This window comes from Caballeronia jiangsuensis (assembly GCF_046030135.1).
GTDB classification, from domain to species: Bacteria; Pseudomonadota; Gammaproteobacteria; order Burkholderiales; family Burkholderiaceae; genus Caballeronia; species Caballeronia jiangsuensis.
Genome location: NZ_JAQQDB010000056.1, coordinates 1 through 12,467 on the forward strand (window position 1 = coordinate 1; position 12,467 = coordinate 12,467).

Here is a 12,467-nt window from a genome sequence, read left to right on the forward strand (position 1 = left end):
TAGGGGCAGCGCCAATAGACCAACACGATAATGGGATCCGGCGGAATCACGCGTAGCCGAACGACCGCCCCTTACTCCCCCAGATAAGCCGCTCTCACCTTCGGATCATCGAGCATGACCTTCGCATCGCCGGACATCGTCACCGTGCCCGAATCCATCACATAACCGCGATTCGCCGCCTGCAACGCGAGACGCGCGTTCTGCTCCACGAGCAGCACAGTCAGACCTTCCTTCGAGATCTCCCGCACCACTTCGAAGATCTTCTCGACCATGATCGGCGAGAGCCCCATCGACGGTTCATCGAGCAAGAGCAGCTTCGGACGCGAAAGCAGCGCACGCGCCATCGCGAGCATCTGCTGCTCACCGCCCGAGAGCGTACCCGCATACTGCGACGCGCGTTCCTTCAAACGCGGAAAGAAGCCGAACATGCGCTCGGTGTCCTTCTGGATGCCATCGGAATCGTTGCGCAGATACGCGCCCATCTGCATGTTTTCAAGAATCGACATGCGCGCGAAGATGCCGCGTCCTTCCGGCACCATCGCGAGGCCGCGCTTGAGCAGCTCATGCGTCGGCACGCCCTTGATCGACTGGCCCATGTACTCGATATCGCCGCCCGAGTACGGCTTGAGGCCCGTGATGGCCTTCATCGTCGTGGTCTTGCCCGCGCCGTTCGCGCCGATCAGCGTAACCAGTTCGCCCTGCCCGACTTCCAGATCGACACCCTTCACCGCCTGGATGCCGCCGTAGTTCACCTGCAAACCCTTGACCTTCAACATTGCGCTTGTGGTCGCCATTAGTGCACCCCCGCACCCAGATATGCCTCGATCACCTTCGGGTCCTTCTGCACGTCCTGCGGCAGACCTTCGGCGATCACCTTGCCGTAATCGAGCACCGTCATGCGGTTGCACAATCCCATCACGAGTTTCACGTCGTGTTCGATCAACAAAATCGTCTTGCCGTCCGAGCGGATCTTGTCGAGCAGACGCGTGAGTTCGACCTTCTCCGTCGCGTTCATGCCGGCCGCCGGTTCGTCGAGGGCGAGCAGCTTCGGATCGGTTGCGAGCGCGCGTGCGATCTCCAGACGCCGCTGGTGACCGTACGACAGATTGCGCGACGTGTAGTCCGCGTATTGCAGCACGCCGACATACTCGAGCAGTTCGAGCGCGCGCTCCTTGATCTCGCGCTCTTCACGGCGCTCGGCCGGCGTCTGGAACACCGCGCCGATCAGACCGTGCTTCGTGCGCACGTGACGGCCGACCATCACGTTTTCGAGCGCCGTCATGCCGCCGAACAAGCGAATGTTCTGGAACGTGCGCGCGATGCCCGCCTTCGCCACCTGATACACCGCCGTCGGCGTATAAGCCTGGCCATCGAGCTTGAACTCGCCCGAATCCGGCGTGTAGAGACCGGTGATCACGTTGAAGAACGTCGTCTTGCCGGCGCCGTTCGGGCCGATCAGACCGTAAATCGTGCCTTCTTCGATCTGAAGGCCCACATCCGACAAAGCCTGCAAGCCGCCGAAGCGCTTGTTGACGCCCTTGACGGAAAGTCGTGTTTGCTTTTCGCTCATGTTCTGATCTCCGCCTTATGCGCGCACCGGCTTCTTGCCGCTGCGCTTCGCGATCTTCGCGATTTTGTCTTCGTGTTTCGCGGCGGGCCACAGGCCTTCCGAGCGATACAGCATGATCAACACCATCGCCAGACCGTACAGCAGCTGACGAATGACTTCGGTATCGACGATCTGATGGCCGAAGATGACGTTCTGCAGCGGGCCCATCGTCGAGCGCAGGAATTCGGGGAACACGGCGAGCAGCACCGCGCCGAGAATCACGCCCGGAATGTGGCCCATGCCGCCCAGCACCACGCACGCCAGCACGACGATCGATTCCCAGAAGGTGAACGATTCCGGCGACACGAAGCCCTGGAACGCGCCGAACATCGCGCCCGACAGACCGCCGAACGACGCGCCCATCGCGAACGCGAGCAGCTTCACGTTACGGGTGTTGATGCCCATCGCCTTCGCGGCGATTTCGTCTTCGCGGATCGCGGCCCACGCGCGGCCGATACGCGAGTGCTGAAGGCGCGTACACACCCAGATCACGAACAGCGCGCACAGCACGAACAGGTAGTAGTACATGTACACCGACGGGAACTTCATGCCGAAGAACTCGTGCGTCTGCGACAGGTTGAAGCCCAGCACCGTCACCGGATCGATGCCCGTGATGCCCTTCGGACCGTTCGTGATGTTCACCGGACGATCGAGGTTGTTCATGAAGATCCGGACGATTTCCCCGAAGCCCAACGTCACGATCGCAAGGTAGTCGCCGCGCAGACGCAGCGTCGGTGCGCCGAGCAGCACGCCGAAGGTCGCCGCGAGCGCCATCGCGCACGGCACGATGATGAGGAACGGCACATGCAATCCTCCGGGCGCGAGATGCGCGATCCATTCGAATTGCGTGGTCAGTTGCGGCGACGACAGCAGCGCCGCGACATACGCGCCCACCGCGTAGAACGCGATGTAGCCCAGGTCGAGCAGGCCGGCGAAACCGACCACCACGTTGAGGCCGAGCGCGAGCATCACGTAGAGCATCGCGAAGTCGAGCACGCGGACCCAGTAGTTGCCGCCCGCTGCACCGATGACCATCGGCGCGGCGATCACGAAGATCGCGGTGATGACGCCGACGACCAGCGTCTTCGTCATGTTCTTCTCGGGGATGAGCGTCGTGGACGGCTCGATAGGTTGAATCGAAGTCATTTTTATGAGCTCCTCACACGGTCTTTAAGCGCGGTCCGCGACACGTTCGCCGAGCAGACCCGACGGACGGAACACGAGCACGATGATCAGCACGATGAACGCGAACACGTCCTGGTAGTTGGAACCGAAGACGCCGCCCGTCAGGTTGCCGATATAGCCAGCGCCCAACTGTTCGATGAGGCCGAGGAGCACGCCGCCGACCATCGCGCCGCCCAGGTTGCCGATACCGCCCAGCACCGCCGCCGTGAACGCCTTCAGGCCGGGAATGAAGCCCATGTAGAAGTGGGCGTTGCCGTATTCCGACGCGATCATCACACCGGCCAGAGCAGCCAGCGCCGAGCCGATCATGAAGGTCGCGGAGATCACGAAGTTCGGGTTCACGCCCATGAGCGACGCGTTGGCCGGGTTCTCGGCGATGGCGCGCATCGCGCGGCCGAGCTTCGTCTTGTGCACGAGGAGCAGCAAGCCGGCCATCACGATGAACGCGACGACGATGATCACGATTTCGGTCATCGAGATCACGGCGCCCGGACGGGTTTCGTCGGCGGCGATCACGTTGATCGGATCGGTCGGCAGGAGCTGCGGGAACGCCAGCGGATTGCGGCCCCAGATCATCATCGCGACGGTCTGCAGCAGAATCGATACGCCGATCGCGGTGATCAGCGGCGCGAGACGCGGCGCCTTGCGCAGCGGCCGGTACGCGACTTTTTCGATCGTGTAGCCGACAAGCGCGCAAACCACTGCGGCGACCACGAGCGCGATCGTCAGCATGATCGGCCCGGGCAAGCCGGGAACGTGATTCTGCATGACGCCGATGGCCGAAAGCGCAACCATCGCGCCCACCATCAGCACGTCGCCGTGCGCAAAGTTGATGATGCCGAGAATGCCGTACACCATCGTATAGCCGAGTGCGATGATGGCGTAGACGCTGCCAAGCACCAGACCGTTGAGGATCTGCTGGATGAAAATATCCATTTAAAGCTCCTTAGCCCCGTGCGATTCGATTACGCCTTTATCACCGGCCGATAAACCGGTGGGAAGCGAAATCTGAAGCGGCACTGCGCGTACTTTTTAAAAAACCGGTAAAGGTTGAGCGCCGATCGTCCGCCCGCCGCCGGATGAGGCTGCGAGCGTTTCACGGACGGATACGAAAACAGCGCCGCCGGATAGCTGGCGCCGCCAGACTGCCTACTGCTTGACGACGTCGAGTACGTCCTTCTTCTTATCCTTGAAGTCGTACAGCGTGATCGTCCCCGCCTTCAGATCGCCCTTGTCGTCGAATGCGATATGCCCCGTCAGACCGTTGTAGTCGGTCGAGGCGATCGCAGCGAGGACTTTGGGCGCTTCGATGGAGTTCGCACGCTTCATTGCATCGACGATCACGTACATCGCGTCATACGTGAACGGCGCGTAAATCTGCACCGGCGTGTGGAAGCGCGCTTCGTACTTCTTCTCGAAGTCCGCTCCCTTGTCCATCTTCGAAAGCGCGAGTCCCGCTTCCGAGCAGATGATGTTTTGCACGGCATCGCCGGCGAGTTCGGCCACCTTGTCGGTGCAGACGCCGTCGCCAGCGAGAATCTTCGCCTTGATGCCGAGCGCCGCCGCTTCCTTGGCGAAGGGGCCGCCCGTCACGTCCATGCCGCCGTACATCACGACGTCCGGCTGGATGCGCCTGATCTTCGTGAGAATCGCCTTGTAATTGCGGGCCTTCTCGGTGGTCGCCTCGCGCGCGGCGACCTTCACCCCGCCAGCCTGCACCGACTTCACGAATTCGTCGGCCAGTCCCCGGCCATAGGCGGACGCATCGTCCACCACGACGACCTTCTTCGCATGCAGCGTCTTCATCGCGTAGCCGGCGAGCACCGGGCCTTGCAGCGCGTCGGTCGCCACGACGCGAAACGTCGTCTTGTAACCTTGCTTCGTGTATTCCGGGTTCGTCGTCGAAGGCGAAATCTGCGCGATGCCCGCGTCGCTGTAGATTTTCGACGCCGGGATCGACACGCCCGAGTTCATGTGACCGATCACCGCGATCACATGGTCGTCGACGAGCTTCTGCGCGGCTTCGGTGCCGACACGCGGATCGGCTGCATCGTCCAGGCCGTCGAGCACGAGGCGGATGGAATGCCCGTCGATCGTCAAACCCTGCGCGCTGATCTCTTCCAGTGCCAGACGCGCGCCATTTTCATTGTCTTTACCGAGGTGGGCCTGCAGGCCCGTCAGGGGCGCGACATGACCGATCTTCACGACGGTTGCTTCACTCGCCGGCACGGAAGCCGGCGTGAACGCGGCCGCCACCGCGGCGGAGCTAGTCGCCGACGCTGCCGTGCTCGCCCCGCCTTCGTCCTTCTTGCCGCATGCAGTTGCCATTGCAACCGCAGCCGCGATGGACACGGCGTGAGCAAACTTGAATCGCATCAAATAGGTCTCCTGCGCCTCTAAAAACAGTCGTCGTGAACGCTTCTGGCCTCAAGACGCGCGCATTGTAACGCTAAATATGAGACGAGCAATATTCTTGCGTGGCGGGGTTTTCCAGCATTGCAACCACCATTTCCCGGCTATTTTTCCGCAAAAGCGCAACCGGGTTGCGATTCGATTTTGTGCAGTAGTTGCACCATAACGAAAACAGGTTTATTCGGCCGGAATGCCAGGGTTACGTTTGCTTATCGGATTTACGGGCAAACCCTTAAGCGATTTAGAAGAAAACGCCTTATTGGCGCGCGCCCTCGAACTGTGCACAAGCTTCGTTTCGTATCTCGCCCAAGGGTTCCTTTTCGCGCGTCGCGCGGCTTTATTTCGGGCGAAAAAAAAAGCGCCCGGAGGCGCTTTTTCTGAAGACTCTGCCGGATTCACTGCGGCAACGACAGCCCACGCGGCAGCGGAAACGAGATCGTCTCCTCGATGCCTTCGAGCGAGCGCACGTTGCGCACGCCGAGTTCGCGCAAGCGCGCGATCACGGCCTGAGCCAGCACTTCCGGCGCCGATGCGCCCGCCGTCACGCCGATGCGCTTCTTGCCCTCGACCCAGCGCGGATCGATCTGCGTCGGCGAATCCACCATATAGGCGGGGATGCCGCGCTTCTCGGCGACTTCGCGCAGACGGCTCGAATTCGAGCTGTTCGGGCTGCCGACGACGATCACGACATCGCATTGCGGCGCGAGAAACTTCACCGCGTCCTGGCGGTTCTGCGTCGCATAGCAGATGTCCTGCTTCTTCGGTTCCTTGACGTCCGGGTACTTGTTCTTGAGCGCGTCGATGATCGCGGAGGCGTCGTCGACCGAAAGCGTCGTCTGCGTGACGTACGCGATGCGCTGCGGGTCGGGCAGATCGAGCTTCAGCACGTCCTCGATATCTTCGACGAGATGCATGCCCTCGCCCGACTGGCCCATGGTGCCTTCGACTTCCGGATGTCCCTTGTGGCCGATCATCACGATGTCGAAGCCCTCCTGACGCATCTTCGCGACTTCGATGTGCACCTTGGTCACGAGCGGGCAGGTTGCATCGAACACGCGCAGGCCGCGCGCCTCGGCTTCGCCGCGCACCGCCTTCGAGACGCCGTGCGCGCTGAAAATCAGCGTGGCGCCTTCGGGCACGTCCGACAGTTCTTCGATGAAGATCGCGCCTTTCTTGCGCAAATCCGCGACGACATAGGCGTTATGGACGATCTCGTGACGCACGTAGATCGGCGCGCCGAACAGCTTGATCGCGCGCTCGACGATTTCGATCGCGCGATCGACGCCCGCGCAAAACCCGCGCGGCTGCGCGAGCAGGATTTCGACGTCGGTCTGAACTTCGTTGAGGCTTTCAATCATGGTTACAAAATTCCGATGATTTTCACTTCGAAGACGAGCGCCTGGCCCGCGAGCGGGTGGTTGAAGTCGAACAGCGCCGCGGTCTCGCCGACTTCCTTCAGCACGCCCGCGTAGCGTCCGCCGCCCGGCGCGTTGAATTCGACGAGATCGCCGGGAGAAAAATCCTCGCCGATCATGCTGTTTTCGCGCAGCGTCGCGAGCGACACCCACTGGACGAGCTCCGGATTGCGCGGCCCGAACGCCTGATCGGGCGTTAGCTGAAAGGTCGAATGGTGGCCGACCTTCAGGCCCAGCAAAATCTCTTCCAACGGCTCCGCGAGCTGGCCTGCACCGAGCAGGAGCGTCGCGGGCTTGTCCGTGAACGTGTTGACGATGTCAGCACCGTCGGCGAGCGCGAGCCGGTAATGAAGCGTGACGTGCGAACCGGGTTTCACCTCGGAGATATCGATGATGCTCATGAGTATTGGATGTGGCCGTTCGTTTGAAGGCAGGGCGCGGGCCCGGCATAGGGCGGCTCTTCGGCGCGAGGCAGCGAACCGCGCGGCGCCGGTGCGAACCGGACGCCAAAACCGCTATTGTAAGACAGAGTTGTGTCGTGACGCGTCACGGGGCCGTGTCCTGCGTGCGCCGGCACGCGCGACAAGACGTCCCGGAGGGCCGCGATGAACGCCGATCTGCGACTCGTGCATGCGCCCGCCTCGCCCGACAACGACATCGCCAAGGTCGCGCCCTTCATGTCGATCCGCAAATGGGCGCGCGCCGACCGTCCGCGCGAACGCCTGCTCGATACCGGTCCCGCATCGCTGTCGGACGCGGAACTGTTCGCATTGTTCCTGCGCACCGGTGTCTCCGGTGTGACGGCCGTCGATGTGGCGCGCCAGCTCTTGCGCCGCTTCGGATCGCTGCGCGGCGTGCTCGACGCGTCGGCCGCGGAGTTGCGCGAGCAGCATGGCATCGGGCCGGCTCGCGCGGCGACTCTTCTCGCCGTGTCCGAATTGTGCCGGCGAGCGCTCGCGGAGAAAGCGCGCGATCGCGAACTGTTGAACGCGCCGGGCGCGGTCGAGGACTATCTGCGGCTCTTGATCGGCACGCGGCCGTACGAGGTGTTCATCTGCCTGTATCTGGACGCGCGTCACCAGTTGCTGCACGCGGAAGAGTCGGCGCGCGGCTCGCTCACGCGCGTCGCGGTATATCCGCGCGAGATCGTCCGGCGCGCGCTCACCCTGAACGCGGCGGGGCTCATCGTCGCGCATAATCATCCATCGGGCGGCGTCGATCCGAGCGCGAACGACCGGCGGCTGACCAAGACGCTGCAGGACGCCCTGACGCTGATCGATGTGCGGCTGCTCGATCACATCGTCGTGGCCGCGAACGAAGTGTTCTCGTTCGCGCGGCACGGCTGGCTGTGATCGAAAGGACCATAAATGGTTTGATATTGCAGCGTTTTTCCTGTTACAATCCGCGTTTGCTTTTCTCAACCCACCTGTTCTGGGTACGGTTCATCTCAGGATGAACTGAGCGCAGTCCTCATTGGCATAACCGTGCTGCCAAGTCCCCGATCGGCAAATTGGGCGATAAGAGGCATCGAACTGGAAGCGAGTGCTTCGATTCGAGCGTTCCACTCAGACTTAACGTGTATTTAGGAGTGTCCTCATGGCACGCGTATGCCAAGTAACTGGGAAAGGCCCGATGTCGGGCAACAACGTTTCCCACGCAAACAACAAGACCAAGCGTCGTTTCCTGCCGAACCTGCAGAACCGCCGTTTCTTCGTTGAAAGTGAAAATCGCTGGGTCCGTCTGCGCGTCTCGAACGCCGGCCTGCGCCTGATCGACAAGAACGGTATTGACGCCGTGCTCGCAGACCTGCGCGCACGCGGTGAAATCTAAGGAGCACGCAAATGGCCAAGGGCGCACGCGACAAGATCAAGCTGGAATCGACCGCAGGCACGGGTCACTTCTACACGACGACCAAGAACAAGCGCAACATGCCGGAAAAGATGCTGATCAAGAAATTTGATCCCGTCGTCCGCAAGCACGTTGAGTACAAGGAAACCAAGATCAAGTAACTCTTGATTTAGAGATTCCTGTACGAAGACAGCAAAAAGCCCCGCAAACGCGGGGCTTTTTGTTTTTCGGCGCTCTTTTCACGCGCTTTACACACGATCGTGCGGGGGTTTTCGCTGTCACCGAGTGTTCATGCGGGTTATGCTTGCCGGCTATCGAAGAGAACACGGACGGAGAACCGGCAGCATGAATTTCGATGTAGCGATCGTAGGGAGCGGACTCGCGGGTCTGAGCGTCGCGCTTAATCTGGCTGAAACGCGGCGCGTCGCGATCCTCGCGAAGCGCGCGGTGAGCGTCGGCGCGAGCGATTGGGCGCAGGGCGGCATCGCGGCCGTGCTGGATTCGGCCGACAGCGTCGACAACCACGTCGACGATACGCTCGTGGCAGGCGGCGGCCTGTGCGACGAAGCCGCGACGCGCTTCATCGTCGAAAACGGGCGCGCGGCGATCGAATGGCTCATTAACGAAGGCGTGCCCTTTACGCGCGATGTCTCAGCCGAGCTCGGCTTCCATCTGACGCGCGAAGGCGGCCATAGCCATCGACGGATCATCCACGCGGCGGACGCGACCGGCCACGCCGTCGTCACGACGCTCGGCGAACGCGTGCGCAATCATCCGAACATCACCGTACTCGAAGATCATTACGCGATCGATCTGATCACCTCCGACCGTCTCGGGCTGCCGGGCCATCGCTGCCACGGACTCTACGCGCTCGATCTGAACAGCGGCCGCACCGTGACCATTCAGGCGCCGCACACCGTCCTCGCGACGGGCGGCGCAGGCAAAGTCTATCTCTACACGACGAACCCCGACACCGCGACCGGCGACGGTATCGCGATGGCGTGGCGCGCCGGCTGCCGCGTCGCGAACATGGAGTTCATCCAGTTCCATCCGACGTGTCTTTTTCACCCCTACGCGAAGTCGTTCCTCATCTCCGAGGCGGTGCGCGGCGAAGGCGGTGTCCTGCGCCTGCCCGACGGAACGCGTTTCATGCCCGCGCACGACGAGCGCGCCGAACTCGCGCCACGCGATATCGTCGCGCGGGCGATCGACTTCGAGATCAAGAAGCGCGGCATCGACTGCGTGTATCTCGACATCAGCCATCAACCGCGCGCATTTCTCGAAGAGCACTTTCCGACGATTCTCGCGCGCTGCCGCGAATTCGGCATCGATATCACGAAGCAGCCGATTCCGGTCGTGCCCGCCGCGCATTACACGTGCGGCGGCGTCGTCAGCGATCTCGCGGGGCGCACGGACCGCCCGGGGCTGTATGCGGTCGGCGAGACGTCGTACACGGGTCTGCACGGCGCGAACCGGCTTGCGAGCAATTCTCTGCTCGAATGCCTCGTGATCGGCCGCGCGGCCGCGCAAGCGATCGAAGCCGACGGATTCTCGAACGGCTGTCACGCCGAATTGCCCGACTGGGACGAAAGCCGCGTGTCCGATCCGGACGAGGAAGTCGTCGTCGCGCACAACTGGGATGAACTGCGGCGTCTGATGTGGAACTACGTGGGCATCGTGCGCACGGACAAGCGCCTCGCGCGCGCGCAACATCGGCTTGCGCTCTTGCGCGACGAGATCCACGAGTATTACGCGAACTTCAAGGTGAGCCGCGATTTGCTGGAGTTGCGCAATCTTGTCGATGTGGCTTCGCTGATCGTCGAAAGCGCGTGCTCGCGGCGCGAGAGCCGTGGCCTGCACTACAGCCGCGACTGGCCCGAGACTTTGCCGAAGGCGCTGCCGACGGTGCTGATGCCGCCGGTCGCGCGCCGCACGAGTATTTAAAGCAAACGCATCGAGAAATCGGTCGCGCGCACGTCCTTCGTGAGCGCGCCGATCGAGATGCGATCGACGCCGGTTTCCGCGATCGCGCGGACCGTGTCGAAGTTCACGCCGCCCGACACTTCGAGCAACGCGCGGCCCGCCGTGATGCGCACGGCATCGCGCATCATGTCCAGTGTGAAGTTGTCGAGCAGGATCGATTCGGCCCGATGCGCCAGCGCCGTTTCGAGTTGCTCCAGCGTTTCCACTTCGATCTGAATCGGCACGCCCGCATTCAGCGCGAGCGCCGCGTCCATCGCCGCGCCGACGCCGCCGGCCGCCGCGATGTGGTTCTCCTTGATCAAAATGCCGTCGTAGAGCGCGAGCCGCTGGTTCGCGCCGCCGCCCACGCGCACCGCGTACTTCTGCGCGAGCCGCAGGCCCGGCAGCGTCTTGCGCGTATCGAGAATACGCGCGCGCGTGCCTTCGATCGCCTCCACGTAACGGCGCGTCGCGGTCGCGACGCCCGAGAGCAGTTGCAGGAAATTGAGACCGTTGCGCTCCGCCGTCAGCAGCGAACGCGCGGGGCCGTTCAGCAGCACGACGGGCGAATTCGCGGCCATGCGATCGCCTTCGCGATACTTCCATTCGACTTCGATCGACGGATCGACGCGACGCATCACTTCATCGAACCACGGCACACCGCACAGCACCGCTTCCTCGCGCACGATGATGCGAGCGGTGCGTCGCGCGTCGGCGGGCACGAGACGGCCGGTGTGATCGACAGCGCCGACATCTTCATCGAGCGCATCGACAACATTGCGCACGAGCGCCGCGTCGAACGCCTGGCCGTACTGGGCGCGGATCTCGTCGAAAATCGGCGCATAGAACACGGAACCCGCCATCACGCGGCCCCCACATTCGTGAACAAGGTCGCGTCTTTCGCCAGATCGCCGCTCGCCTGCACGCGCTTCTTGTGACGCGCGGCGAAGTCGAGCATGCGGTCGATCGGCAAGCGCGCGCGCAGCCCGACAGCCGGATCGACGTGGATTTCGTTGTGACCGCGTTCCAGGACATCGGCGAGGTTCGCGAGGCCGTTCATCGCCATCCACGGGCAGTGCGCGCAGCTCTTGCAGGTCGCGCTGTTGCCGGCGGTCGGCGCTTCGATGAAGGTCTTGCCCGGCGCGGCGAGCCGCATCTTGTGCAGGATGCCGAGATCCGTCGCGACGATGAAGCGTTTCGCGTCGAGCTTCACGGCGGCATCGATCAGTTGCGTGGTCGAGCCGACCACATCCGCGAGCGCCACGACCGCTTCCGGTGATTCCGGATGCACGAGGATTTTCGCGTCGGGATATTCGTTACGCAGCAGATCGAGTTCGATACCCTTGAACTCGTCGTGGACAAGACATGAACCCTGCCACAGCAGCATGTCCGCGCCGGTCTTCTTCTGGATGTATCCGCCGAGGTGACGGTCCGGCGCCCAAAGAATCTTTTCGCCGCGCGCGTGGAGATCGGCGACGATCTCCAGGCCGATCGACGAGGTAACCATCCAGTCCGCGCGCGCCTTCACGGCCGCGCTCGTGTTCGCATAGACGACGACGGTACGGTCTGGATGCGCATCGCAGAACGCGGAGAACTCGTCGGCGGGGCAACCGAGATCGAGCGAGCATGTCGCGTCGAGATCGGGCATCAGCACGCGCTTGTCCGGACTCAGGATCTTGGCGGTCTCGCCCATGAAGCGCACGCCCGCGACGACCAGCGTCTTCGCCGCATGGTCACGCCCGAAACGGGCCATTTCCAGCGAATCGGCGACGCAGCCGCCGGTTTCATCGGCCAGTTCCTGCAGTTCGGCATCGACATAATAATGCGCGACCAGAACCGCCTCCTCCCGCTTCAGCAGGGCGCGAATGCGTTCCTTCAACTCACGCCGCCGCTCGGCCGACGGTGCGTCCGGCACGCGTGCCCACGCCTCGCCCACCCCACACGTTAGGCCTTGCGGCCGATCGTACTCGACGCTCCTGATCGCTTCCATGTCTCCTGTCCCCACTTGCTACTCAAGCAAAACGAAATGCGAAAAT

13 protein-coding genes are annotated in these 12,467 nt (G+C 62.7%); 4 read left to right on the plus strand and 9 right to left on the minus strand.

Going from position 1 to position 12,467, the window contains the following annotated elements:
- Positions 1–71: 71 nt before the first annotated feature.
- The 7 genes from PQR08_RS35090 to PQR08_RS35120 form a co-directional block, all read right to left on the minus strand.
- Positions 72–776, minus strand: a complete 705-nt coding sequence (locus tag PQR08_RS35090; RefSeq protein WP_008351154.1) for an ABC transporter ATP-binding protein — start codon at positions 774–776, stop codon at positions 72–74.
- A 17-nt stretch (positions 777–793) separates the two neighbouring features.
- Positions 794–1,570, minus strand: coding sequence for an ABC transporter ATP-binding protein (locus tag PQR08_RS35095; protein WP_035497906.1), 777 nt, complete (start codon positions 1,568–1,570; stop codon positions 794–796).
- A gap of 15 nt (positions 1,571–1,585) precedes the next feature.
- Positions 1,586–2,755: an ABC transporter permease subunit gene (locus PQR08_RS35100; RefSeq protein ID WP_408163940.1), complete on the minus strand. Its 1,170-nt coding sequence runs from the start codon at positions 2,753–2,755 to the stop codon at positions 1,586–1,588.
- A 24-nt stretch (positions 2,756–2,779) separates the two neighbouring features.
- Entirely contained in the window at positions 2,780–3,730 is a 951-nt protein-coding gene (locus PQR08_RS35105; RefSeq protein WP_035497904.1) for a branched-chain amino acid ABC transporter permease, read from the minus strand.
- A 213-nt stretch (positions 3,731–3,943) separates the two neighbouring features.
- Positions 3,944–5,170, minus strand: a complete 1,227-nt coding sequence (locus tag PQR08_RS35110; protein ID WP_408163942.1) for a branched-chain amino acid ABC transporter substrate-binding protein — start codon at positions 5,168–5,170, stop codon at positions 3,944–3,946.
- Between the two features lie 431 nt (positions 5,171–5,601).
- Positions 5,602–6,564, minus strand: coding sequence for a 4-hydroxy-3-methylbut-2-enyl diphosphate reductase (gene ispH / locus PQR08_RS35115; RefSeq protein WP_238295178.1), 963 nt, complete (start codon positions 6,562–6,564; stop codon positions 5,602–5,604).
- A gap of 2 nt (positions 6,565–6,566) precedes the next feature.
- A complete protein-coding gene (locus PQR08_RS35120) occupies positions 6,567–7,022 on the minus strand; it encodes an FKBP-type peptidyl-prolyl cis-trans isomerase (protein WP_035497901.1) in 456 nt (151 codons plus the stop codon).
- Positions 7,023–7,298: 276 nt separating this feature from the next.
- Here PQR08_RS35120 and radC point away from each other — a divergent pair, with 276 nt between their 5' ends.
- The 4 genes from radC (at position 7,299) to nadB (ending at position 10,413) form a co-directional block, all read left to right on the plus strand.
- A complete protein-coding gene (gene radC / locus PQR08_RS35125) occupies positions 7,299–7,973 on the plus strand; it encodes a RadC family protein (RefSeq protein WP_238210523.1) in 675 nt (224 codons plus the stop codon).
- Between the two features lie 244 nt (positions 7,974–8,217).
- The gene (rpmB, locus tag PQR08_RS35130; RefSeq protein ID WP_008351171.1) at positions 8,218–8,451 is read left to right on the plus strand and encodes a 50S ribosomal protein L28; all 234 of its coding nucleotides are present in this window, start codon (positions 8,218–8,220) and stop codon (positions 8,449–8,451) included.
- A gap of 11 nt (positions 8,452–8,462) precedes the next feature.
- A complete protein-coding gene (rpmG, locus tag PQR08_RS35135) occupies positions 8,463–8,630 on the plus strand; it encodes a 50S ribosomal protein L33 (RefSeq protein ID WP_007180630.1) in 168 nt (55 codons plus the stop codon).
- 184 nt (positions 8,631–8,814) lie between these two features.
- Positions 8,815–10,413 (plus strand): L-aspartate oxidase, encoded by a 1,599-nt coding sequence (gene nadB, locus PQR08_RS35140; RefSeq protein WP_187607332.1) that lies wholly within the window; start codon positions 8,815–8,817, stop codon positions 10,411–10,413.
- Here the strand turns inward: nadB and nadC are convergent.
- A complete protein-coding gene (gene nadC, locus PQR08_RS35145; RefSeq protein ID WP_408163983.1) occupies positions 10,410–11,294 on the minus strand; it encodes a carboxylating nicotinate-nucleotide diphosphorylase in 885 nt (294 codons plus the stop codon). The two genes, nadB and nadC, sit on opposite strands and share 4 nt — an antisense overlap.
- Positions 11,294–12,421: a quinolinate synthase NadA gene (gene nadA / locus PQR08_RS35150; protein WP_408163945.1), complete on the minus strand. Its 1,128-nt coding sequence runs from the start codon at positions 12,419–12,421 to the stop codon at positions 11,294–11,296. Before nadA ends, nadC begins: the two co-directional genes overlap by 1 nt.
- Positions 12,422–12,467: the final 46 nt, after the last annotated feature.

Excerpts from the sequence above, each read along its gene's own strand:
- PQR08_RS35090 (WP_008351154.1), bottom strand. The coding sequence starts at position 776 with ATGTTGAAGGTCAAGGGTTTGCAGGTGAACTACGGCGGCATCCAGGCG.
- PQR08_RS35095 (WP_035497906.1), bottom strand. The coding sequence starts at position 1,570 with ATGAGCGAAAAGCAAACACGACTTTCCGTCAAGGGCGTCAACAAGCGC.
- PQR08_RS35100 (WP_408163940.1), bottom strand. The coding sequence starts at position 2,755 with ATGACTTCGATTCAACCTATCGAGCCGTCCACGACGCTCATCCCCGAG.
- PQR08_RS35105 (WP_035497904.1), bottom strand. The coding sequence starts at position 3,730 with ATGGATATTTTCATCCAGCAGATCCTCAACGGTCTGGTGCTTGGCAGC.
- PQR08_RS35110 (WP_408163942.1), bottom strand. The coding sequence starts at position 5,170 with ATGCGATTCAAGTTTGCTCACGCCGTGTCCATCGCGGCTGCGGTTGCA.
- ispH (WP_238295178.1), bottom strand. The coding sequence starts at position 6,564 with ATGATTGAAAGCCTCAACGAAGTTCAGACCGACGTCGAAATCCTGCTC.
- PQR08_RS35120 (WP_035497901.1), bottom strand. The coding sequence starts at position 7,022 with ATGAGCATCATCGATATCTCCGAGGTGAAACCCGGTTCGCACGTCACG.
- radC (WP_238210523.1), top strand. The coding sequence starts at position 7,299 with ATGTCGATCCGCAAATGGGCGCGCGCCGACCGTCCGCGCGAACGCCTG.
- rpmB (WP_008351171.1), top strand. The coding sequence starts at position 8,218 with ATGGCACGCGTATGCCAAGTAACTGGGAAAGGCCCGATGTCGGGCAAC.
- rpmG (WP_007180630.1), top strand. The coding sequence starts at position 8,463 with ATGGCCAAGGGCGCACGCGACAAGATCAAGCTGGAATCGACCGCAGGC.
- nadB (WP_187607332.1), top strand. The coding sequence starts at position 8,815 with ATGAATTTCGATGTAGCGATCGTAGGGAGCGGACTCGCGGGTCTGAGC.
- nadC (WP_408163983.1), bottom strand. The coding sequence starts at position 11,294 with ATGGCGGGTTCCGTGTTCTATGCGCCGATTTTCGACGAGATCCGCGCC.
- nadA (WP_408163945.1), bottom strand. The coding sequence starts at position 12,421 with ATGGAAGCGATCAGGAGCGTCGAGTACGATCGGCCGCAAGGCCTAACG.